Raw genomic sequence first — 21,814 nt, 5'->3', positions numbered from 1 at the left:
CATGTCGGCCTCGTCCTCGTCCCCCGCCCGACGACCGGCCCTCGAGCGCCGACGCGGCGCGGCCCAGACCGGTGACGTGACGATCTCCTCGTCCTCCCCGGCGACGACCGACGAGCTGCGCCCCCGGTCGGCCAACGGCCGCTTCGTGCGGGTGTCCCCGCAGGAGGAGTCGAATGCTCCCGACCTGCCCGTCGACCGGTACCTCGATCGGGAGCTCAGCTGGCTGCAGTTCAACGAGCGGGTGCTCCAGCTCGCCGCCGACGAGAGCGTCCCGCTGCTCGAGCGGGCCCGCTTCCTCGCGATCTTCACGAGCAACCTCGACGAGTTCTTCATGGTCCGCGTCGCCGGCCTCAAGCGCCGGATCGCCACCGGCATCGCGGTGCGCAGCTCCTCCGGCCTGGAGCCGCGCGAGGTCCTGGAGCAGATCTCGAAGGTCGCCCACGACCTGACGATGATGCAGACGTCGATCTTCGAGGACAGCGTCCGGCCCGCCCTCGTCGAGGAGGGCATCAGCATCGTGCGCTGGAGCGATGTCGAGGAGGCGGAGCAGGAGCGGTTCGGCGACCTCTTCAGCACCGAGATCTTCCCCGTGCTCACACCGCTGGCCGTCGACCCGGCCCACCCCTTCCCGTACATCTCGGGGCTCTCGCTCAACCTCGCGGTCATCCTCATCAACCCCAAGACGGGCAAGGAGCACTTCGCGCGCATCAAGATGCCGCCCTCGCTCCCGCGCTTCCTCCAGGTGCGCCGGGCGAATGCCTCGGTCACCTCGGACCTCTTCGAGGCCCAGTTCGTCCCCCTCGAGGACGTCATCGCCGCCCACCTCGACCAGCTCTTCCCCGGCATGGAGGTGCACGAGCACTACTCCTTCCGGGTCACCCGCAACGAGGACCTCGAGGTCGAGGAGGACGACGCGGAAAATCTGCTCGCCGCGCTCGAGAAGGAGCTGACCCGGCGCCGGTTCGGCCCACCGGTGCGCCTCGAGGTCGAGGAGGATCTCGACGACCACGTCATGGAGCTGCTCAGCCGCGAGCTCGGGGTCACCGACGAGGAGGTCTACCGACTGCCCGCTCCGCTCGACCTGCGGGGTCTCAACGAGATCGCCGACATCGACCGCACGGACCTGCACTATCCCCCCTTCGTCGCCCGGACCAACGCCGACCTCGCCCCCGCGGAGTCGTCCAAGGCGGCCGACCTCATCGGCCGGATCGCCAAGCACGACGTGCTGCTGCACCACCCGTACGACTCCTTCTCGACGTCGGTGCAGGCCTTCATCGAGCAGGCCGCGGCCGACCCGCACGTGCTCGCGATCAAGCAGACCCTCTACCGCACGAGCGGTGACAGCCCGGTCGTCGACGCCCTCATCGATGCCGCCGAGGCCGGCAAGCAGGTCCTGGCCGTCGTCGAGATCAAGGCCCGCTTCGACGAGCAGAACAACATCGAGTGGGCCCGCAAGCTCGAGCACGCCGGGGTCCACGTCGTCTACGGCATCGTCGGGCTGAAGACCCACTGCAAGCTCGCCCTCGTCGTGCGCCAGGAGCCCGACGGGGTCAAGCGCTACTGCCACGTCGGTACCGGCAACTACAACCCCAAGACGGCCCGCCTGTACGAGGACATGGGGATCCTCACCTCCGACCCGGAGGTCGGTCAGGACCTCACCCGGCTGTTCAACCAGCTCTCCGGCCTGGCCCCGCGCAGCAAGTTCAAGCGGCTGCTCGTCGCCCCCCGGACCATCCGCGACGGCCTCCTGGAGCGCATCGACAAGCAGATCGCGCGCCAGGAACGCCACGGCGACGGGTACATCGGCGTCAAGGTCAACTCGCTCGTCGACGAGCAGACGATCGACGCCCTCTACCGGGCCAGCACGGCCGGGGTACCCGTCGACGTCTGGGTCCGGGGCATCTGCACGATCCGGCCGGGGGTCGACGGGCTGAGCGAGAACGTCCGGGTCCACTCCGTGCTCGGGCGCTTCCTCGAGCACTCCCGGATCTTCCTCTTCGGCCGGGGTGAGGGTCGCGAGGCGTGGATCGGCAGCGCCGACCTCATGCACCGCAACCTCGACCGACGGGTCGAGGCCCTCGTGCGCATCGTCGAGCCGAGCCACGTCCACCAGATCTTCGACCTGGTCGAGCGCGCCATGTCCGCTGACTACGCCCACTGGTCGCTCGCGGGCGACGGGCGGTGGACGCGCGTCCACCAGTCCTCGGACGGCCAGCCGCTCCCGGACATCCACGCGGCGCTCATCGCCATGCACGCCAAGCGCCGCCGCAAGGCCCGGCGCTGACCATGGCCACGGTCCTGGCCGCCGGCACCCTGCCCTGGCGCCGTCGGCGTGGTCGCCTCCAGGTCGCCCTCGTCCACCGTCCGCGCTACGACGACTGGTCGTGGGCGAAGGGCAAGCTCGATCGGGGCGAGACCTTCCCCGCCGCCGCGACCCGGGAGACCCTCGAGGAGGCCGGTCTGCGCGTCCGCCTCGGCCACCCCCTGCCCACGACGACGTACACGGTCGCCGGGAACGGCCACCCGACCGCGAAGGAGGTCCGCTACTGGGCCGCCGAGGTGGTCGGGGGCGATGGTGAGCTCGTCCACGAGGTCGACGAGGTCGCCTGGCTCGAGACCGACGCCGCGACGGCCCGCCTGACGTACGCGCACGACCGCGCCCAGATCGAGGCCCTCGTCGCCGCCGAGACGCGCGGTCGGCTCTCGACGTGGCCGCTCGCGCTGGTGCGGCACGCGAAGGCGTGCCCTCGCTCGTCGTGGACCGCCGAGGACGCGCTGCGACCACTGGATGATCGGGGGCGGGACCAGGCGGCCGGGTTGGTCCCCCTGCTGGACGCCTACGGCATCACCCGCCTGGTGACGAGCCCCTCCGCCCGCGCCCGGGACACCCTCGCCCCCTTCGCCCGGCACGGTGGCGCACGGCTGCGCCTCAAGCCGGGTCTGTCGGAGGAGGGCCACGAGCAGGACCCGGCCCGGGCGGGCCGACATCTGCAGCGTCTGCTCGAGCGCGGCGCCCCGGCCGCCCTGTGCAGCCACGGAACGGTCCTGCCGGCTCTCGTCGCGCAGCTGCGCGAGCGGCTGGACCCCGACCTCGAGGGCGCCGCCCGCCGTGGCCCCGAGGACCTGCTCACCGGTGACCTGGCGAAGGGGGAGACCGTGCTGGCCCACCTCATCGGCACCGGAGACGATGCGCGGGTGGTCGCCGTCGAGCGGTACGACCCGCGTGACCCCGTCTGAGCGTCGTCGAGGACTACGGTGATGGACATGTCACCCCGCGTGCTGATCTTCGACGTCAACGAGACGCTGTCGGACATGTCCGGCCTGGCGCAGCGATTCACCGATGTCGGCGCCCCGGCCCACGTCGCGACCAGCTGGTTCGCCGGCCTGCTGCGCGACGGCTTCGCGCTGACCGCCGTGGACTCCAGCGACGCGTTCGCCCACATCGCTGCCGAGTCCTTGCGGGTCAGCCTCCACGGGACACCGCTGAACCGCGAGAGCGCGGACGCGGTCTCCCACATCATGGGCGGGTTCGCCGAGCTCCCCGTGCATCCCGACGTCCCTGACGGCGTCCGGGCGCTGCGGGGTCTCGGGATCCGGCTGGTGAGCCTGAGCAATGGGTCCGCGTCCGTGGCCGAGGGTCTGTTCGAGCGCGCCGGGATCCGTGAGCACTTCGAGCGACTCCTGTCGGTGGAGGACGCCGGCCGATGGAAGCCCGCCCCCGAGGCCTACGCGTACGCACTGCAGGAGTGCGGCGTGGGCCCCGGGGACGCGATGCTCGTGGCCGTCCATCCCTGGGACATCGACGGGGCCGCCCGGGCGGGCCTGGACACGGCCTGGGTGAACCGCGAAGGGGGTCCCTACCCGGAGTACTTCACCGCTCCCGGTCTCCGGGCGGGGTCCCTGGCCGGCCTCGCCGATCAGCTGACCTGAGTCGGGGTCAGACCCCCGTCCGGTCGGAGGCGGCCACAGTTTGTTGGCTGCTGGAGGACTGGGGACGCCCGCACCCGGTGGTCCGCGGCGGTGCCACGGAGTGTGCAAGTGCGATTCACCGACTGTTCACGTGGAGGGGCCCGTCCGGACACCGTCCCTGCCTACCTTCGATGTGTACGACCACGGTGGTCGCGACGACTCGCCGCCGCGGCGGGTCCCACACCTGAGAGAGGTCAACCAGACGTGATTCGCTCCACCCGCAGCCGCAAGGCGCTCACCGCCTCAGCCGCCCTTGCCCTGTCCTTCTCGCTGGCTGCCTGCAGCGCCGCCAACGAGAGTTCCGCCAGTGCCGATGAGAGTGCCACCAGCGAGGCCACCGGCGCCGTCAAGGGCGCCGGCGCCAGCTCGATGGAGAAGGCCCAGAACGAGTGGATGGCCAAGTTCACCGACGAGGCCCCCGATGCGACCGTCGAGTACGCGCCGGACGGTTCCGGTACCGGACGCGAGAAGTTCATCAACGGCGCCGTCGACTTCGCCGGCTCCGACTCCGCCATGGAGAAGGAGGAGCTCACGACGGCCTCGGAGAAGGGCTGCACCGGCGAGACCATCCAGTTCCCCGTGTACGTCTCCCCGATCGCCGTCGCCTACAACCTCGAGGGCGTCGATGAGTTGAACCTCAGCCCCCAGGTCATCGCCGACATCTTCGCGGGCAAGATCACGAAGTGGAACGACCCGGAGATCGCCAAGGACAACCGGGACGCAGACCTGCCCGACACCAAGATCACTCCGGTCAACCGCTCCGACGAGTCGGGGACCTCCAAGAACTTCAGCGCCTACCTCAGCGAGGCCGCCCCGAAGCGCTGGAAGCACGAGCCGGACGACGTCTGGCCGGTCAAGGGCGGCGAGGCGGCCAAGGGCACCTCCGGCGTCGTCGACACCATCGGCGCCGGCGAGGGGAACATCGGCTACGCCGACGCCTCGCAGATCGGTGAGCTCACCGCCGCGAAGATCACGGCCGGCGACGACTTCATCGAGTACAGCCCGGACGCCGCAGCCCAGGTCCTCGAGAGCGCCGAGCGCAGCAACGCGTCGAGCAAGACCGACTACGCGGTCACGCTCGACCGCGGCAACGCCGGGGACGGCGTCTACCCCGTCGTCCTGGTCTCCTACGCCATCGCGTGCACCGAGTACGACGACCCGGAGACGGCCTCGACGGTCAAGGCCTACCTCGAGTACGCGGTCTCCGAGGAGGGGCAGAAGGCTGCCGAGGAGGCGGCCGGCTCCGCGCCGCTGAGCGAGACCGCGACGAAGAACGCGACCGACGCGCTGGGACAGATCGCGACCGAGTGACCATGACCCCCGGGGTCGCCTCCGCTCGGCCCTGTGGCTGCCACGCAGTCGCAGGGCCGATCGGCTTGCCGCCCCTCTCCGGCACCCTCCCCCCTGAAGGAAGCAGTAGGAGCACGTGAGCAGCACCCCAGCAGCGGACCCGGACACCCCGTCACCGGGATGGACGTCGAAGCGCCGTTTCGGCGATGCGCTCTTCGGCGGCCTCTCCTTCGCCTCCGGCGTCCTCATCCTCCTCGTCCTCATCGGCGTCACGGCCTTCCTGATCGGTGGTGGCTGGCAGGCGATCCGCGCCGACCCCACCGAGGTCCGGGGCGGGGAGGGCCTCGTCGCCTACATCGGTCCGCTGATCTTCGGGACGCTGCTGTCCTCGGTGATCGCCCTGCTCATCGCGCTGCCGCTGTCCGTGGGGATCGCGCTCTTCATCAGCCACTACGCACCCCGGCGGCTGGCCTCGGGTCTGGGGTACATCGTCGACCTGCTCGCCGCCGTCCCGTCGATCATCTTCGGCCTGTGGGGCATGCAGATCGCCGGGGACGCCGTCCCGGTCTTCGACTTCCTCTTCGACCACCTCGGCTTCATCCCGCTCTTCGGCGGTGAGTCGGTCACGACGACCGGGCGCACGATGCTCATGATCGGCATCGTCCTGGCGATCATGATCCTGCCGATCATGACGGCCGTGAACCGCGAGGTCTTCCTGCAGACCCCGCGACTGCACGAGGAGGCCTCGCTGGCCCTCGGTGCCACCCGCTGGGAGATGATCCGCCAGACGGTCATCCCCTTCGGCTCCTCCGGCGTCGTCTCCGGGGCGATGCTCGGCTTCGGGCGGGCCCTCGGCGAGACCATGGCCGTCGCGATCATCCTCTCGGCCAGCGGCGGCGGCTACTCCTGGGAGCTGCTCACCTCGAACACCCCCGGCACCATCGCCGGTGACATCGCGCTGAACTTCCCCGAGTCCTTCGACATCGAGCGCAGCACGCTCTTCGTCTCGGGCCTGGCGTTGTTCTTCGTCACCTTCATCGTCAACATGATCGCCCGGTGGCGCATCTCCCGCCGGTCCGAGTTCTCGGGAGCCAACTGATGAGCGCCACGACCACCGACGACGTGCGGGCGGAAGGGCGCCTCGAGCGTCCCGTCCGGCTCGCGGTCCTCGTCGGGTCCGTCCTCGCCGCCGTGGCCCTGCTCGCCGCCCTGGGCGCGGTCAACCCGCTGAGCGTCATCCTCGTCGGTGCGGTGGCCTACTGCGCGGCGATCTACTTCGTCTCACGCGCCGTCGAGGGCGCGCGCCACGCCACCGACCGGCTGGTCACGGGCGTCGTCACGACGACCTTCCTGCTGGCCATGGTTCCCCTCGTCTCGGTCATCTGGACGATCCTGTCCAAGGGCCTCACCCGCTTCGACGTCGAGTTCTTCACCTACTCGATGCGCGGTGTCGGTGCCGGCGAGGTCGGCGGTGCGTACCACGCGATCGTGGGGACCGTCATCACCACGGGCCTCGCCGCGGTCATCTCGATCCCGGTCGGGGTCTTCGCCGCGATCTTCCTCGTCGAGTACGGCAAGGGGCCCGTCCTCGGGCCGATCTCGCGCGTCCTCACCTTCTTCATCGACGTCATGACGGGCATCCCGTCGATCGTCGCCGGCCTGTTCGCCATCGGGCTGTTCACCTGGCTGCTGCGCGACGTGTCCTACCAGTCGGGGATCGTCGGCGCCGTCGCCCTGGCGGTGCTGATGATCCCGACGGTGGTGCGCTCCAGCGAGGAGATGCTGCGCCTCGTGCCCAACGAGCTGCGCGAGGCGAGCTACGCGCTCGGCGTCCCGAAGTGGCTGACCATCGTCAAGATCGTCCTGCCCACCGCGATCGCCGGCCTCGCGACGGGGATCACCCTCGCCATCGCGCGGGTCATGGGCGAGACGGCTCCCCTGCTCATCACCATGGGCGCCGCCAAGGCGGTCAACTTCAACCCCTTCAACGGGTCGATGTCGGCCCTGCCGCTCTTCGCCTACAGCTCCTACGCCAACCCGGGCACCAACCGAGAGGACAGCATCGACGCGGCCTGGACCGCCGCGCTGGTCCTCATGGCGATCGTCATGATCCTCAACCTCGTCGCCCGCCTCATCAGCACCTTCTTCGCCCCCAAGACCGGTCGCTGACGCGACCCAGACAAGGAACCACGACGTGTCCAAGCGCATCGACGTCAAGAACCTCGACATCTACTACAGCGAATTTCTCGCGGTGAAGGATGTGTCCGTCACCATCGAGCCGCGGGCGGTCACCGCCCTCATCGGCCCGTCCGGGTGCGGCAAGTCGACCTTCCTGCGCTCGCTCAACCGCATGCACGAGGTCATCCCCGGCGCCTACTGCAACGGTGAGGTCATCGTCGACGGCGAGAACCTCTACGGCAAGAACGTCGACCCGGTCGTGGTCCGCCGCAAGGTCGGCATGGTCTTCCAGAAGCCCAACCCCTTCCCGACGATGTCCATCCGGGAGAACGTCCTGGCCGGGGTGAAGCTGAACAACAAGCGGATCAGCAAGTCGGACGCCGAGGAGCTCGTCGAGACCAGCCTGCGGGGCGCCAACCTCTGGAACGAGGTCAAGGACCGGCTCGACAAGCCCGGGTCGAGCCTCTCCGGTGGTCAGCAGCAGCGACTGTGCATCGCCCGCACGATCGCCGTGAAGCCCGAGGTCGTCCTCATGGACGAGCCGTGCTCGGCGCTCGACCCCATCTCCACGCTCGCGGTCGAGGACCTCATCGCGCAGCTGAAGGAGAACTACACGATCGTCATCGTCACGCACAACATGCAGCAGGCGGCCCGCTGCTCCGACCGGACCGGCTTCTTCAACATCGAGGGCACCGGCCAGCCGGGGCAGCTCGTGGAGTTCGACGACACCGGGAAGATCTTCAACAACCCGAGCGAGAAGGCCACCGAGGACTACATCTCCGGCCGCTTCGGGTGACGGCCCCCCTTCGTGCAGCTGGGGAGGAGGGCTCCCGGCCGCGGCCGGTGACCCTCGGCTCAGAAGCCGAAGGCGGGCATGAGGATCCACATGAAGACCGCCGCGCTCAGCCCCGCACCCGGGAAGGTGAGGATCCAGGCGCCGACGATGTTCTTCGCCACGCCCCAGCGGACCGCCTTGAGCGACTTCGTCGCGCCGACGCCCATGATGGCGGCGGTGATCGCGTGGGTGGTCGAGATCGGGGCCCTGAGCATCGTGGCGACGTAGAGGATCGACGCGGCCGTGACCTCGGCCGCGAAGCCCTGCGGCGGGTCGAGGTGGATGATCCCGCGCCCGAGGGTGCGCATGATGCGCCACCCACCCGCGTAGGTGCCCATCGAGATGACGACGGCCGACATCACGAGGACCCAGATCGGGATGTGGCTGTCATCGCTTGACTGGTACCCGGCCACCGTCAGCGCGAGGACGACGACACCGGCGGTCTTGGCCGCGTCCTGCATGCCGTGTCCGAAGGCCATCGCGGCGGCCGACGCGGTCTGCGCCATCCGGAACCCGCGCTTCGTGCGCCCGGGGTTGGCGTCACGGAAGACCCGCAGGATCAGCTTCATCACGAGGAAGCCGACGATGATGCCGACCACGGGCGAGATGAGCATCGGGATGATGACCTTCTCGAAGATGCCCATCCACTTCACCGCGGCCCCGGCCGCGAGCGCCGCCCCGCCCAGCCCGCCGATGAGGGCATGCGAGGACGAGGAGGGCAGACCGAACCACCAGGTGAGCAGGTTCCACCCGATGGCTCCGAGCAGGGCGGCGCCGGCCAGCACGAGGCCCAGCTCGCCGGAGGGGGCGTCGATGATGCCCTTGCCGACGGTCTCGGCGACCTTCGCGCCGAAGAAGGCACCGAAGAGGTTCGCCACGGCGGCCATCGCCAGCGCCGCCCGAGGGGTCAGCGCCCGGGTCGAGACCGACGTCGCGATCGCATTCGCCGCGTCGTGGAACCCGTTCGTGTAGTTGAAGCCCATCGCCAGGAGCGTGACCACGGCGACGGGGAGGAACTCCACCACCGGTCAGGACTCCTTGATGGCGATGCCCTCGACCCGGTGCGCGACCTGCTCGAAGGCATCGGCTGCCTGCTCGAGGCGCTCGATGATGTCCTTGTGCTTGATGACCTCGATCGGATCGGTCACCGCCCCACCGAAGAGGTCACGAAGCAGGCCGCGGTAGATCGCATCGCCCTCGTTCTCCAGGCGGTTGATCTCCACCCAGTAGTCCCGCAGCTCCTTCATCGTCGTCAGACGCGGCATCGCGTCGGCGGTGAGCTCGGCCATGCGGACGATGACCTTCATCTGGGCCGTGATGTCGGGCATGAGCCCATCCATCCGGTACAGCACGACGGTCTGACCGACCGACTCGATGAAGTCGGTGCAGTCGTCGAGGCTCGCCGCGAGCTCGACGATGTCCTCATGGTCGAAGGGGGTGACGAAGCTCGTGTTCACCTTGCTGATGATCGCGTGGGTCGCCTCGTCGGCGGCGTGCTCGATGTCCTTCAGCTGTCGGGCGAGCTCCTCCCGCTCCTCGGGCGCGGAGCCCAGCAGCACGGTGAGGAGCTCGGCCGCAGCCACCGCGTGACGGGCACTGTCAGCGAGGAGCTGGTAAAAGGCGTCATCTCTGGAAGTCGGTCGCAAGAAGCCCACGGGCGTTTGGTCTCCGGAATCAGGGGGCAGCAAAAACTGTCGGGCACAGCCTAGAACCGAACTGCCACTTCCGCGTCATCGGGAGTTCATCCGTGAACGAGAGAGTGCACCGGGCCGGGAGCGCCTCACGGCGCGCGGCCGCTCGTGGCGGCGATTTTTGGGACCCGGGGCTACCGCGGCCCGGTGCACTCGACCAGCGTAACGGCGTCACCGGCCATGATGTTCCCGGGCTCCGCTGTCGCCGGCGCGCACCGACGGCGGTCGGGGTCCAGCGGCACCCTCAGATCAGCGCGTTCTCGCGCCACAGCCGGGCACCGGCCTCGAGGTCCTCGGCCGTGGTGACCATGGCCGATGCCGAGCCGACGTCCCCGTCGTCGAGGTGCGCGCGCCCGGTCGCCACGACCCGGCAGAAGGCGGCCGCACGCTCGAGTGCGACACCGAGGTCCCCATCGAAGACCCCCGAGAGGATCCGGTCCGACAGCTGGCGGACCTCGGCGACCCCCGGCGGCTCGACGACGCCGGTGATCACGTGGCTCACCGGGGCGACGGCCATCCCGGCGCCGTAGTCCCGGGCCGCAGCCTGGGGCTGGCGCTGGACCCACTCACGCAGCAGGTACATCCGCCACAGGGCGCCCGGCAGGCTGCGCGCCGGGCGACCGGACCACAGCTGCGCCAGGGTGTCGATCCCGAGGTCGTCGACGAGGCGGAGCAGTCGCTCGGTCGTCTCCGGGCCGGCGTCGCTGCGCCCGGCCTCGATGACGGTCAGGGCTGCGGCGTGCGCGGCCGCCACCGTCTCGGCGGGATCGGGAAGGGTGCCCCCGTGCGCCTCCATGGCGTCGGGGCCGAAGTGCAGGGGACGCCGCGGTCGACCGGCCTCGCCCACGGTCAGCTCCGGTTGCGGTTGAGGAGCGCGCGCACGAGCGTGACCGCCTCGGACTGGGAGAGCTCGGTGCGCGAGGTCTCCCAGGACGCGTGCAGCAGGCGCCGCATCTCGGAGTTGGCCCACAGGTGCTTGCCCCCGAGGTTCTTCGCCGCATCGCGCAACGCCGTCGCGACGTCACCATGGGGCGCGAGCTCGGCGATCCCCCAGTCATCGGCGGTGCTCGCGTCGAGCGTGCGACCACCCAACCCGAAGGACAACGCCCGCTGCTGGCCGATGGCCCGCGGCAGGAGCCACGCCAGTCCCGGGTCCGGCGCGCCGGTCCCTCCCTTCGGCGGGACGCGGAAGGTGGCGTCCGCCGCACAGAACGCGAGGTCCCCGGCGAGGACGAGGCCCAGGCCCGAGCCGGCGGCCAACCCCTGCACGCCCACGAGGACGAGCTTGGACGAGGAGTTGAGGAGGGAGAAGAGCTCCTCCAACGCCGCCGCCAGCTCGAAGACCGCCGTGGTCGGGTCCTCGGACTGCTCGGCCTCCCTCGTGTCGGAGCCGACGCAGAAGTCGGGGCCGTTCGCGCGGAGCGTCAGGATGTCGACATAGGGGTCCCCCAGGGCGCGTTCGACCCGTTCGCGCAGGTCGCGCGCCATGTCGAGGTCCAGCGCGTTGCCGGCCTCGGGCCGGTCGAGGACGATGTTGGCCAGTCGGTCCGATGCTTCGTACGAAACTCCCACACCCTGAACCATAGTCATCGACACCACCGGGGCCCATGGCCCCGACCGCGACGAGCCGCTCCCCGCTCACGGCTCGAGGTCGTGGCCGGGCTCGATGTCGCTCTCGGGCACGAGCTCGTGCTCCTCCAGGCCCGCGCGCAGGCTCTCGGCGGCGTCGATGTTCAGCGGCCCACTCGTCCAAGCGGCGATGGGCAGGTTGAGGTAGCGCTTCTCCCGCACGGCCGGCAGGTTCCTCGTCGCCGGGTTGGCCTCGAGGACCTTGACCTTGTCCGCGAAGCTCTGCCCCGGGTAGTCGACGAAGGCGACGTAGTCCGGCTCGGCGGCCACGAGTCGCTCCCAGGAGACCTCGGTCCAGGTGTCCTTGACGTCGGCCGTCGCGTTCTTCGCGCCGGCGGCCTCGATGATCGCCTGCGGCCCCCCGTAGGCGCCGCTGGTGAAGATCTCCTTGGTCCCCGAGTCGAAGAGGAAGACCGTGGGCTCCCGCGTCGCCTGCGGCGCCTCCTCCAGCGCCTCGCGTCGGTCCGCGATGTCGGTGACGACCTCCTCGGCCTCGGCCCGCTTGCCGGTGATCTGCCCGAGGTTCTCCAGATCGGCGGCGAGGGCCTCCCACGGCGGCATCGTCCCGCGCCCCCCGCCCTCCTGGCGGCAGCTCTCGGAGAGCACGTACGCAGCGACGTCGTGCTCGTGCAGCCCGTCCGGGGTGAAGTTCTTCTCCTCGGAGAAGCCGTAGCTCCACCCGGAGACCACGACGTCGGGCCGCTGCGCGATGGCGTTCTCGAGCGTGGGGTGGTCCGTGGACGCGACGTGCAGGGTGTCGACGACGTCCTGACCGTAGACCGTCGCGAGCGTCTTCGCGCCGTCGTCGAGGCCGGTCACGCCGGCGATCTGGTCCTCGGCGCCCAGCGCGAGGACGAGGGCGAGCAGATTGCCGTCGCCGGTGACGTACAGCCGCTCCGCAGGCGAAGGGAAGGTCTCCTCCGCACCGCAGTTGGTCACCGTGACCTCACCCGGGTCACCGGATGACGAGCTCTCACCGCTGCCGCACCCGGCGAGGAGGGCTCCGGTGAGCGCGAGTGCCGCGGTGGCGCGCACCGTGGGGCGGGGCGGGGTCATGACGCAGCCTTTCTCCGGGGGGCGACCGGCGCAGCGCCGGTCCCGAGGACGAGGTGGACCCGACCGGTGACCGGGTCCGTGAGGTGGGCCGCGTCGACGTCGAAGACCCGGTGCAGGAGGGCCGGGTCGAGGACGCTCGTGGGCTCACCGACGGCGAGCAGACGCCCTTCGTGCAGGACGGCGACCCGATCGAAGTGGGCCGCGGCCAACGACAGGTCGTGCACGGCCGCGAGGACGGTGCAGCCCAACCCCCGGATGGTCTCCATGAGCTGGATCTGGTGGTGGATGTCGAGGTGGTTCGTCGGCTCGTCGAGGACGAGCAGGTCGCTGCCCTGCGCGATCCCGCGCGCCAACATCACCCTTCGCCGCTCGCCACCGGACAGGTGCTGGCACGGTCGGTCGATGGCGTGGACCATGCCGACGGCGTCGAGCGCGTCGCGCACGACGGGCCACTCGGACCTCCCCGTCACGGCCCACGGCGGGCGGTGCGGGATCCGGCCCATGGCGACCATCTCCCCCACGAGCAGGTCCTCCGGCGGCGCGTCCTCCTGCCCGACGTGGGCCAGTCGGGTGGCCCGCTCGCGCGCGGAGAGCGCGGACAGGTCGACACCGTCGATGTGCACGCGCCCGGCCGTCATCGCCCGCAACCCGACGAGGGAGCGGATGAGCGTCGACTTGCCGCTGCCGTTGCGTCCGACGAGGGCCACCATCGATCCGCGCGGGATGTCGAGGTCGACCCCGGAGACGATGGTCCGTCCGTCGATGGCGCACGCGAGATCGCGCGCGGAGAGGTGGTGCATCATCAGCCTCCCGAGTAGGTGTAGTGGCGTCGGCCGAGGAGCAGCAGGAAGATCGGTGCCCCGACGAGGCCGGTGACGACGCTGAGGGGGATCTCCTGCGGCCGCACGACGACGCGCGCGGCGATGTCGACCCAGAGCATGAAGAGGGCGCCGCCGAGTGCGGCGACCGGCAGCACCGCGCGGTGCAGGGCGCCGACGAGGATGCGGGCGAGGTGGGGGATGACGAGGCCGACGAAGCCGATCCCCCCGGAGACCGCGACGAGCACCCCGACGAGGACCGAGACGAGGACGAAGAGCCCGATCCGCAGGGCCGTGACCGGGACGCCGAGCCCGGCAGCGACGTCCGGACCGGCAGCGAGGGCGTCGAGCCAGGAGTGCAGTCCCATGAGGACCGCGCCCGCGATCGCCACGACGATGACCGACGGGAGGATCTGCTGCCACACCGTCCCGGAGAGGCTGCCGAGCAGCCAGAAGAGCACCGACTGGGTCGCCCTCGGGTCGGCGCTGACGAAGACGAGGAAGCTGGAGATCGAGGAGAAGGCGGCGGACATGACGACACCGGTGAGGATGAGGCGAAGGGGGGTGATCCCGCCCTGGGCCATCGAGATGCCGAAGACGAGGGCCGTCGCCAGGAGGGCGCCGGCGAGGGCCCCGAAGGAGAGCGCCCAGATGCCGAACCCGCTGAAGACCCCGAGGACGATGACGAGGGTCGCCCCGACCCCGGCCCCGGCGGACACCCCCAGGAGGTAGGGGTCGGCCAAGGGGTTGCGCACCAGGGTCTGCATGCACGCGCCGGCCAGGGCCAGCCCCGCGCCGACGACCATCCCCATGAGGACCCGGGGCGCGCGCAGCTCCCAGACGATCGTGTCGTAGGTCGGGTCCTCCCCCGGCCGGCCGGCCAGCCGGGCCCGCAGGACGTCCACGACGCCGGAGACCGACAACGGCTCCGAGCCGAGGGCCAAGGAGATGACGCTGCTCACGAGCGTGCCCACGAGGAGCAGCGCGCAGAGCGGTACGAGGGGCAGACGGCGCCCCCCGGGTCGGTCGTGCGACATGGGTCTCCACTTGCATCGGGGGCCCAGATCGCGAGGCCCGGTCGGATGACGAGCGAGCCAGCAGGTTTTCGGACTCGGGATCGTTCCGACGGGGTTCCTTCCCGGGCTGGTTGCCCAGTGGTTCACACCCCGCCAGTCACCCTCACCGCTGCGCGACAGTTCCGGATTCTCACCGGATTCCCTCTGCACTGGTGTGCGTCTGACTCGAGCGTGACCCTAACAGCGTTGCCGGTGGCATCCGTAGACTGCCCGCACCTGCTCGGACGAAGGGGATCCACATGCGAGGACGACGCACCGGCGCCACCCGGGGAGGCGTGGCCGCCCTGGCCATCGCCCTCGGCGGGTGCTCGATCACCGGCGGGGACTCCCCTTCGTCGTCCACGTCGGCGTCGTCCACGTCGGCCCCGACCTCCGAGACCGGCTCCCCGAGCGGGTCCCCGAGCCCCGACCGGAACGGGACGACGCCGGGGGCGTCGGTGGAGACCTTCGACGCGCCGACCGAGGGCCGCGACTGGGTCGTCCTCGTCGAGGACCCCAAGGACACCCCGAGCGTCGCGGGAGAGCTGAAGCAGCAGGGCCTCTCCCTCACCTCGACCAACCCCGCCGTCGGCATGGTCACCCTGCGCAGCACCGAGGACGACGTGGCACAGACCGCCGAGGGCATCGACGGCGTCGAGCACGCGGTGACCGACCGCCGCCTCGGCTGGTCGCCGGAGCCACCCCCTTCGCCCCCCGCCACCACCAGCGAACCGGCCCGGAACCAGCTGCGCCCGCCCGACCCGCCCACGGACGGCGATCCCCTCGACGGCTGGCTGTGGGGCATGGAGGAGATCGACACCGCTGGTGCGCACGAGGTGACGACCGGTGAGCGGGACGTTCGGGTCGGGGTCATCGACACCGGCGTCGACTCCAGCCACCCCGACCTGGCGAAGGCCTACGACACGAAGGCCTCTCGCTCCTTCGTCACCGACATGCCCGACGTCGACGGCGAGTGTGAGCACTCCGGGTGCGTCGACCCGCTCGGCACCGACGACGCCGGCCACGGCACCCACGTGGCCGGGACGATCGCCGCCGAGGCCAACGGCATCGGCGTGCGCGGCGTCGCACCGGACGTGCGCATCGTCGACCTGCGCGCCGGGCAGGACGCCGGCCTCTTCCTCCTCGGCCCGACGGTCAACGCGATCACCCACGGCGCCGAGCAGGAGCTCGATGTCATCAACATGAGCTTCTTCGTCGATCCGTGGATGTACGCCTGCCGCGGCGGGGCACCGGGCGACACACCCGAGGAGGCCGCGGCCCAGGACGTCTCGATCGAGCTCGTCCACCGGGCCCTCGAGCTCGCGCACGACCAGGGCGTGACGATGGTCTCCGCCGCGGGCAACAACGCCCTGGACCTCGCCGACCCGGGCACCGACGACTCGAGCCCCAACTACGGCGATGACCCCCACGCCCGCACGATCGATGCCACCCAGTGCGAGACCCTCCCGACCGACGGTCCGCACGTCATCGGGGTGTCCTCGGTCGACGAGGGCGGCGCGCTGTCCTCCTTCTCCAACTTCACCTCCGACCCCTCCTCCGACGACGTCGCGGTCGCTGCCCCGGGCGGCAGCCAGCGGGACGGCCGCTTCGGCATCCTCTCGGCCGCGCCCCGCACCTACCTGCAGGACCGGGGGGATGTGGACGACGAAGGGAGGGTGACCCAGGACGGCGCCTCCGGCGGCACCGTGCGGGACTGCCCGGACGGCATCGACGACGGGGACCCGGACCCCGAGGCGAAGTGCGGTCTCTACGCGTGGCTGCAGGGCACCTCGATGGCCTCACCGCACGTCGCCGGCGTCGCCGCCCTGATCATCAGCGCCCACGGCGAGCGCATGACACCGGACGAGGTCGTCACGACCCTGCGCAGCAGCGCCACCGACCAGGCCTGTCCGAGCAGCTCGGGCAGCTCTGGGGACGGAGTCACCTGCACCGGCACGACCGACCGCAACGGCTTCTTCGGTGACGGGATCGTCGACGCCGCTGCCGCCGTGCGCTGAGCTACGCCGCGCAGGAGCCCGTCGAGACGCTCGCGGTGGCCCGGGTGCCCTGCTCGATGACCGGTCGGGTCTCGTCGAGCGTCAGGGCGTAGCCGGTGCTCGCGTCCGTCTGCGACTTGGCGAAGACCGTGCCCACGACCTGGCCCGTCGGGGAGAGCAGCGGCCCGCCGGAGTTGCCCTGCTCCACCTGGGCGTTGATCGAGTAGACCTCCCGGTTGACTCCCGAGGAGCCGTCGATGGCGGCGCCCCGGGCCGTGAGGATGTCCCGGACCCGGCCCGACTCGAGATCGTAGGGCCCGCCCAGGGGGAAGCCGGCGACGACGACGTCGTCCCCGTGGGACTGCTCGCCCCCGCTGGGCAGGGACTGCGCCTGCAGCTCCGGCACCGCGAGCACGGCCACATCACGTCGGGCGTCGAAGGCGACGGTGGTCGCCGAGTACGTGCGCCCAGCACCCCCGACCTGGACCGAAGGGCGGTCCACCCCCGCCACGACGTGGGCATTGGTGACCACACGCTGGGGAGCCGCGACCCACCCGCTGCCGGACTGGCCGCGCCCGCAGTCCCCGGCGAATCCGGTGACCTTGACCACCGAGTCGGCGGCGGCGGCCACACCTCGCCCCTGCGCGAGCCCGGGTTCGGGCGGGGACACCGGGCGGATCTCTTCCGGACTGACACCGGTGAAGACCCGGGGGAAGCCGTTGGCGTCGAGGGACCGGTAGGCCCCGCTGACGACCCGGTCGGCCTCGGCAGGCATGACCTCGTCGATCCCCTGCAGGACGCGGGAGTCGGTCACCGCTGACGGGGCCGGCCCCTGGGATCCGCCGACGATGGCGCCTGCGGCCAGCCAGACGAGGCTCGCCCCGACCGCGAGGGCCCCGGCAGCGCCGAGCACCGAGTCGACCACCCGTGCCGGCCGGAAGCTCACCGACGAGCGGAGACGGGCACCCAGTCGACCACCGATGCGCTGACCCACCAGTGCGGCCACGAAGGTCCCGACCACGAGCAGCAGCCCGGCGAGCATCGGGTCCTCGTTGGTCGCGGACCACTGCTGCAGGAGAAGGGGCAGGCCCCACAGCGCGAGGAGGCCCCCGCCGAGCAGCCCGGCGATGGACAGCGCACCCGCGACGAGACCCACCCGGTACATCCCGAGGGCATAGGCCGCGAGCGCCAGGACGAGCACGAGGTCGAGGACGGCTGCTGGGGTCATGGGTGCTCCTGGGGTGGGGAACCCGCTGCTGGCGGGTCGCCACAGTTCACCACCGGAGACTGGGAATCCACCGAGCAGGCGTGGTGGGCCCCGTGGGACTCGAACCCACAACCTACGGATTAAAAGTCCGCAGCTCTACCAATTGAGCTAGAGGCCCGGGGGATGGGGAGGTCGGCTGGAACTTCTCCGGCAAGGAACAACTGGCCCGATCCAGCGGAAAGGCTACCTGCCGGAACCGCCAGGCAGCGTCGGGGGCGAGTCGGGGTCGGGCCGTGGTCACCCGAGCGCCGGTCGGTCCTCAGAGATCCCACCGCCGCGAGGCTCGGTTCGTGGCGCAGGCAACCCACCCACCCGACAACCTGAAGATGCGCGAGGACCCACGTGTGACGTGTCTCGTTCTGCTCGCCGGGGACCCGTCAGGCCGGGTCCCCCAGCGGAATGCGATCGCCGTCCGCCCCCACGTCGGATGGTGGGGCGGACGGCGAGGTGCGCACTCGCAGTCAGGAGGTCACTGCTACCTGTCCTCGGTCCTGCTTGACGGGGCCGTCTCCGCCTGGGCGGATGTCGAAGTCGAAGATCTCAGTCGGGAGGAACACGCTGCAGCAGGCATTGGGGATGTCCACGACACTGCTGAGGCGACCTTGGATGGGCGACGTGCCGAGGATGAGGTAGGCCTGCTCGCCGGTGTAACCCCACTTCTTCATGTAGGAGATCGCGTTGAGGCAGGCGTTGCGGTAGGCCTCGGTCGCGTCCATGTAGAGATTGGTGTCATCTCTGTGGTCGACCGAGATGCCAGTGAACGTCAACCACTCCGAGTACACGGGCTCGACTCGACTCGGCATGAAGATCGGGTTGTGCGTGACTCCGTAGGTCTCCATGCCGCCCTTGATGAGGTCGACGTGTAGGTCGACGAAACCGCCCATCTCGATGGCCCCACAGAAGTTGATCTCGCCATCGCCCTGGCTGAAGTGCAGGTCGCCGATCGAGAAGTTCGCGCCATCGACATAGACGGGGTAGAACACTCGACTGCCGCGAGTGAAGTTCATGATGTCCATGTTGCCGCCGTGCTCGCGGGGCGGCACCGTCCGCGCTCCTTCTCGGGCCACCTTCTCCGACACCTCCCCGCCAGCTGTCCCGGCCAGGGTTTCAGCCACGGTCGGGGGAATCGCGAGCGGAGGCACGCGGTCGGGGTTTGTGTCGATGAGCGCCTGCTCGCGTCGATTCCACTGCGTGAGCAGCTCCGGCGAGGGCGCTGTGCCTGCCAGGCCCGGGTGCTGGATCCCTGTGTACCTCACTCCTGGGATGTGCCGAGAGGAGCACTGCTGGCCCTGGAAGTCCCAGATCGCCTTGTAGGCGTCCGGGTAGTAGTCGGTCAGGAATCCACCTCCATTGACCTTCGCGAAGATCCCGGAGTATCCCCACCCCTCGCCGCAGTTCACGCCCTGGGTCTGAGGTACTTGCCCGATGTCGACGATGTCGACGACGAGCAGGTCGCCTGGCTGGGCGCCTTCGATGGCAAAGGGCCCCGACAGCATGTGGTTGTGGTCGAGATTGACGTCGCGGACGTCGTTCGCCGAGTCGTTGTTGCCGATCTGACCGTTCGTCCACTCCTTGCATTCGATCCGAAACGTGGACCCCGGCTTGACGGTGGCGGCGGGCGGGATGTCCGGGTGCCAACGATTGTGCCCAGGCACGGCCTGGTCCCACATCGACTTCGACTGATCGACACTGAAAATGACTTCGGGCATTGCAATCACCAATCTGGAAGTAGTGGAGATCTGCTGCTTCTCACCAGATGGCCGGGCGGCCACCGTGATGGCCACGGGTCAATCGACCACCTCCCGTGGAGGTGCGGTCAAGGTCCTGGCGGTCGGCGTCGCCACCGCGAGCGCGAGGAGTCCGAGCGCAGCGATGACGATCGCTTCGGCCCATTCACCGCTCCAGCTGTTGAGGAGAACTGTGAGGGCAACAATCGTGGTGACGACGCCGACCACGACGGTGTAGACACCCGTGGCAGGCCCAAGTTCCTCCCTTCCCGCGCCCAGGACGAGGAAGAAGAGGAACCAGAGGACTGCCCACAGCACCCAGACCACTCCAAAGCCTGCGTCGCCAGCGCGCGTGAAGCTCTCCGCCGCGTAGACCAAGGCACACAGCGACACGAGTAGGGCGTACCAGCCGAAGCCGCGGTTGCTGTACCCCTTGAGCGCGTTGATTCCCACCCACAAGTAGGTGAACCCGAACAAGTAGATCCCTGACGCGGCGAATACCGCATCACCGTTGCCGGCCGCGACGATGATCAGGTAGGTGGGCGTGAACACCTGCAGGACACCGACAAAGAGGTTCAAGGGGGCGGCTTCGCGTGGCGTGAGCCACCCCAGCAGCATCACTCCATTGATGATGAGAACGAGCCCCACGTAGATCAGAGCGACGGTAGACATCGGTCACGGCCTTGGCAACAGAGGGTAGCCGGGACGGCGGGCCGGTCCCCGCGGCGTGCGACCGGCCTGCGGGATGGCTCGGGTCACCCGGGGCGCTTCCGCACTCGAGCCGGCGGCGGTGGCCGCGCGGTCGAGCGCCGGGTCTGTGCCACCCAAGTGTGGAGCGACGAAAACACGAGCTCCCACACCTCCACACCCAGGACAGGGGGCAGGATTATCGCGGGCGGCCATGGTGCGCAGCAGGTCGAAGCTGCCGCACTTTCGACACGAATAGGTATATGTCGGCACCTGTCCTCCTTGACGAGTTGCTTCCATTTAGAATATTTCCAAATGAAAGCAACTGTCAAGACACTGCCCTTCGCGCCGGATCAGCGGTCAGTCACAGCGCAGTGAGTACGTCAAAGTCCGTGACATCCGCCCGGGCCAGGTAGACGGACTGCCGAAGGTGGCCTGCGCGCAGCTCCATCGGCCCACGTGGGCCGTCGTAGCCCAACCCCTCGGACACGCGCAGCACAGCGTCGATGGACACGCTCCCGGCGGCATCAAAGAGGGAGCTCAGCAGCTGCAGCCCTTCGTAGCAGGACTCACCCTGGTTGTTCAGTGCTGGCGCCTCTGGACCGAATGCCGTCGTGTAGTCGCCCACGAAGTCGAGCGAGTACCCCGTGGCCAGTGAGCGGAAGTAGCTGGCGGAAACGTACACGCCTCGCGTCGCCTCAACACCAGCCGCCAAGAGCATGTTCTCCTCCATGAGCGGTGTCAGCCGCACGAGCCGCTCATCCAGACCTCGCGCGGCGAACTCGCGGTTGAACCGCACCGCGTCCTCACCCACGAGGAAGGTGAGCACCCCGTCCGCTCGGGGGCCCCGCTCGATCGCCTCCAGCACGGCAGTGAAGTCATCGGCCCCGAACCGCGTGAGGGTCGTACTCAACACCTCGAGCCCCAGAGTGTTCGCGTAACCGGCCGCGGCCAGCGCCGACCGCTGTGGCCACACGTAGTCCGAGCCGACGATGTGCCAGCGACGAAGACCCAACTCATCACGAGCCCAGGCCAGCGCAGGAGCGATCTGCTCATCGGGCGTCTCTCCCGCGCAGAACACCCCCGGCCGCGACTCCCCTCCTTCGTACAGCGAGGTGTAGACATAGGGAATTCGTCCTTGGGTGACGGGTGCGACCGCCTCCCGCACCGATGAGATGTGCCACCCGGTCAGGGCGTCGATGCCGCCGCTCTCGACGAGATCAAGAACAGACTGCGCCACTTGCGCGGCTGGTCTGCCGGCATCGATCAGCACGAGCTCGACCGGGCGGCCCAGGAGTCCGTGCACGTTCGTCTGTCGAAGCCAAAGAGCGGCCACTGCCTCGCACGACGGCCCAAAGATCCCACCCGGCCCCTGAAGCGGCACGGCGAGACCGACTCGAAGGGCGTCACCACCGGCGGGCAGCATCGTGGTGCGAGTCGCCGGAGCGAGTCGCTGGGAACCACCGCGTAGGCCCATGACGTAGTATTTCCATCTGAAAGGGGTTTGCCCAACCTACGGCACTCTCCGCCACACGGGAAGAGGTTTGATGGCTGAGCCACCGCATGGTCAGGGGGCGCGCGGGCAACGACGGAATCGCGCAGGCTGGCTCGATGC

At 69.8% G+C, this 21,814-nt stretch carries 20 protein-coding genes, 1 tRNA gene and 1 riboswitch; of the genes, 8 read left to right on the top strand and 13 right to left on the bottom strand.

The window, feature by feature from the left end; genetic code table 11:
- Position 1: 1 nt before the first annotated feature.
- The 7 genes from ACR9E9_RS04450 (at position 2) to pstB (ending at position 8,233) form a co-directional block, all read left to right on the top strand.
- A complete protein-coding gene (locus tag ACR9E9_RS04450; protein WP_435202097.1) occupies positions 2-2,284 on the top strand; it encodes an RNA degradosome polyphosphate kinase in 2,283 nt (760 codons plus the stop codon).
- A gap of 2 nt (positions 2,285-2,286) precedes the next feature.
- Positions 2,287-3,237 (top strand): NUDIX hydrolase, encoded by a 951-nt coding sequence (locus ACR9E9_RS04445; RefSeq protein WP_435202095.1) that lies wholly within the window; start codon positions 2,287-2,289, stop codon positions 3,235-3,237.
- A gap of 27 nt (positions 3,238-3,264) precedes the next feature.
- Complete coding sequence (locus tag ACR9E9_RS04440) at positions 3,265-3,930, top strand: haloacid dehalogenase type II (RefSeq protein WP_435202093.1); 666 nt, start codon at positions 3,265-3,267, stop codon at positions 3,928-3,930.
- 243 nt (positions 3,931-4,173) lie between these two features.
- Complete coding sequence (gene pstS, locus ACR9E9_RS04435; protein ID WP_435202091.1) at positions 4,174-5,280, top strand: phosphate ABC transporter substrate-binding protein PstS; 1,107 nt, start codon at positions 4,174-4,176, stop codon at positions 5,278-5,280.
- Between the two features lie 115 nt (positions 5,281-5,395).
- Positions 5,396-6,358, top strand: coding sequence for a phosphate ABC transporter permease subunit PstC (gene pstC / locus ACR9E9_RS04430; RefSeq protein ID WP_435202089.1), 963 nt, complete (start codon positions 5,396-5,398; stop codon positions 6,356-6,358).
- Entirely contained in the window at positions 6,358-7,428 is a 1,071-nt protein-coding gene (gene pstA, locus ACR9E9_RS04425; protein WP_435202087.1) for a phosphate ABC transporter permease PstA, read from the top strand. Before pstC ends, pstA begins: the two co-directional genes overlap by 1 nt.
- A 25-nt stretch (positions 7,429-7,453) precedes the next feature.
- Positions 7,454-8,233, top strand: coding sequence for a phosphate ABC transporter ATP-binding protein PstB (gene pstB / locus ACR9E9_RS04420; RefSeq protein WP_435202085.1), 780 nt, complete (start codon positions 7,454-7,456; stop codon positions 8,231-8,233).
- 59 nt (positions 8,234-8,292) lie between these two features.
- Here pstB and ACR9E9_RS04415 read toward each other — a convergent pair whose 3' ends face one another.
- The 7 genes from ACR9E9_RS04415 to ACR9E9_RS04385 all read right to left on the bottom strand — a co-directional run bounded on the left by ACR9E9_RS04415 (position 8,293) and on the right by ACR9E9_RS04385 (position 14,503).
- The gene (locus ACR9E9_RS04415) at positions 8,293-9,294 is read right to left on the bottom strand and encodes an anion permease (RefSeq protein WP_435202083.1); all 1,002 of its coding nucleotides are present in this window, start codon (positions 9,292-9,294) and stop codon (positions 8,293-8,295) included.
- A 6-nt stretch (positions 9,295-9,300) separates the two neighbouring features.
- The gene (locus ACR9E9_RS04410; RefSeq protein ID WP_435202081.1) at positions 9,301-9,927 is read right to left on the bottom strand and encodes a DUF47 domain-containing protein; all 627 of its coding nucleotides are present in this window, start codon (positions 9,925-9,927) and stop codon (positions 9,301-9,303) included.
- A 280-nt stretch (positions 9,928-10,207) separates the two neighbouring features.
- Positions 10,208-10,810 (bottom strand): hypothetical protein, encoded by a 603-nt coding sequence (locus tag ACR9E9_RS04405; RefSeq protein WP_435202079.1) that lies wholly within the window; start codon positions 10,808-10,810, stop codon positions 10,208-10,210.
- 2 nt (positions 10,811-10,812) lie between these two features.
- Positions 10,813-11,535 carry an enoyl-CoA hydratase/isomerase family protein gene (locus ACR9E9_RS04400; protein ID WP_435202077.1) on the bottom strand — a complete coding sequence of 241 codons (723 nt, stop codon included), beginning with the start codon at positions 11,533-11,535 and terminating at the stop codon, positions 10,813-10,815.
- A gap of 66 nt (positions 11,536-11,601) precedes the next feature.
- Entirely contained in the window at positions 11,602-12,648 is a 1,047-nt protein-coding gene (locus tag ACR9E9_RS04395; RefSeq protein WP_435202075.1) for an ABC transporter substrate-binding protein, read from the bottom strand.
- A complete protein-coding gene (locus ACR9E9_RS04390; protein WP_435202073.1) occupies positions 12,645-13,451 on the bottom strand; it encodes an ABC transporter ATP-binding protein in 807 nt (268 codons plus the stop codon). The genes ACR9E9_RS04395 and ACR9E9_RS04390 overlap by 4 nt, the downstream gene beginning before the upstream one ends.
- Positions 13,451-14,503 carry a FecCD family ABC transporter permease gene (locus ACR9E9_RS04385; RefSeq protein ID WP_435202071.1) on the bottom strand — a complete coding sequence of 351 codons (1,053 nt, stop codon included), beginning with the start codon at positions 14,501-14,503 and terminating at the stop codon, positions 13,451-13,453. Before ACR9E9_RS04385 ends, ACR9E9_RS04390 begins: the two co-directional genes overlap by 1 nt.
- Positions 14,504-14,545: 42 nt before the next feature.
- Positions 14,546-14,722: riboswitch (cobalamin riboswitch) on the bottom strand.
- Positions 14,723-14,781: 59 nt separating this feature from the next.
- Between ACR9E9_RS04385 and ACR9E9_RS04380 the strand changes: the two genes are divergently transcribed.
- The gene (locus ACR9E9_RS04380) at positions 14,782-16,539 is read left to right on the top strand and encodes a S8 family serine peptidase (protein WP_435202069.1); all 1,758 of its coding nucleotides are present in this window, start codon (positions 14,782-14,784) and stop codon (positions 16,537-16,539) included.
- 1 nt (position 16,540) lies between these two features.
- Here ACR9E9_RS04380 and ACR9E9_RS04375 read toward each other — a convergent pair whose 3' ends face one another.
- From ACR9E9_RS04375 to ACR9E9_RS04350, 6 genes are all read right to left on the bottom strand, one after another.
- Positions 16,541-17,746 (bottom strand): MarP family serine protease, encoded by a 1,206-nt coding sequence (locus tag ACR9E9_RS04375; RefSeq protein WP_435202067.1) that lies wholly within the window; start codon positions 17,744-17,746, stop codon positions 16,541-16,543.
- Between the two features lie 81 nt (positions 17,747-17,827).
- Positions 17,828-17,903: transfer RNA gene (locus ACR9E9_RS04370), tRNA-Lys, on the bottom strand.
- 343 nt (positions 17,904-18,246) lie between these two features.
- On the bottom strand, positions 18,247-19,494 hold the full coding sequence (gene fmdA, locus ACR9E9_RS04365; RefSeq protein ID WP_435203572.1) for a formamidase: 1,248 nt from the start codon (positions 19,492-19,494) through the stop codon (positions 18,247-18,249).
- A gap of 78 nt (positions 19,495-19,572) precedes the next feature.
- On the bottom strand, positions 19,573-20,184 hold the full coding sequence (locus ACR9E9_RS04360; protein WP_435202065.1) for an AmiS/UreI family transporter: 612 nt from the start codon (positions 20,182-20,184) through the stop codon (positions 19,573-19,575).
- A gap of 3 nt (positions 20,185-20,187) precedes the next feature.
- A complete protein-coding gene (locus ACR9E9_RS04355) occupies positions 20,188-20,499 on the bottom strand; it encodes a zinc ribbon domain-containing protein (protein ID WP_435202063.1) in 312 nt (103 codons plus the stop codon).
- Between the two features lie 64 nt (positions 20,500-20,563).
- Positions 20,564-21,625, bottom strand: coding sequence for a substrate-binding domain-containing protein (locus tag ACR9E9_RS04350; RefSeq protein ID WP_435202061.1), 1,062 nt, complete (start codon positions 21,623-21,625; stop codon positions 20,564-20,566).
- Positions 21,626-21,814 lie beyond the last annotated feature (189 nt).

It is taken from the genome of Janibacter sp. GS2, from assembly GCF_051200835.1.
In the GTDB taxonomy this organism is placed as follows: Bacteria; Actinomycetota; Actinomycetes; order Actinomycetales; family Dermatophilaceae; genus Janibacter.
The sequence above is the reverse complement of the archived record's forward strand: the minus strand, read 5'-3'. Positions and strand labels throughout refer to the sequence as shown.

What these genes read in the sequence shown, in the direction of transcription:
- ACR9E9_RS04390 (WP_435202073.1), bottom strand. Translation starts at nt 13,451, where the DNA reads ATGATGCACCACCTCTCCGCGCGCGATCTCGCGTGCGCCATCGACGGA.
- fmdA (WP_435203572.1), bottom strand. Translation starts at nt 19,494, where the DNA reads ATGCCCGAAGTCATTTTCAGTGTCGATCAGTCGAAGTCGATGTGGGAC.
- ACR9E9_RS04355 (WP_435202063.1), bottom strand. Translation starts at nt 20,499, where the DNA reads ATGGAAGCAACTCGTCAAGGAGGACAGGTGCCGACATATACCTATTCG.
- ACR9E9_RS04385 (WP_435202071.1), bottom strand. Translation starts at nt 14,503, where the DNA reads ATGTCGCACGACCGACCCGGGGGGCGCCGTCTGCCCCTCGTACCGCTC.
- ACR9E9_RS04375 (WP_435202067.1), bottom strand. Translation starts at nt 17,746, where the DNA reads ATGACCCCAGCAGCCGTCCTCGACCTCGTGCTCGTCCTGGCGCTCGCG.
- ACR9E9_RS04395 (WP_435202075.1), bottom strand. Translation starts at nt 12,648, where the DNA reads ATGACCCCGCCCCGCCCCACGGTGCGCGCCACCGCGGCACTCGCGCTC.
- ACR9E9_RS04440 (WP_435202093.1), top strand. Translation starts at nt 3,265, where the DNA reads ATGTCACCCCGCGTGCTGATCTTCGACGTCAACGAGACGCTGTCGGAC.
- ACR9E9_RS04380 (WP_435202069.1), top strand. Translation starts at nt 14,782, where the DNA reads ATGCGAGGACGACGCACCGGCGCCACCCGGGGAGGCGTGGCCGCCCTG.
- ACR9E9_RS04360 (WP_435202065.1), bottom strand. Translation starts at nt 20,184, where the DNA reads ATGTCTACCGTCGCTCTGATCTACGTGGGGCTCGTTCTCATCATCAAT.
- ACR9E9_RS04445 (WP_435202095.1), top strand. Translation starts at nt 2,287, where the DNA reads ATGGCCACGGTCCTGGCCGCCGGCACCCTGCCCTGGCGCCGTCGGCGT.
- ACR9E9_RS04350 (WP_435202061.1), bottom strand. Translation starts at nt 21,625, where the DNA reads ATGCTGCCCGCCGGTGGTGACGCCCTTCGAGTCGGTCTCGCCGTGCCG.
- ACR9E9_RS04450 (WP_435202097.1), top strand. Translation starts at nt 2, where the DNA reads ATGTCGGCCTCGTCCTCGTCCCCCGCCCGACGACCGGCCCTCGAGCGC.
- pstA (WP_435202087.1), top strand. Translation starts at nt 6,358, where the DNA reads ATGAGCGCCACGACCACCGACGACGTGCGGGCGGAAGGGCGCCTCGAG.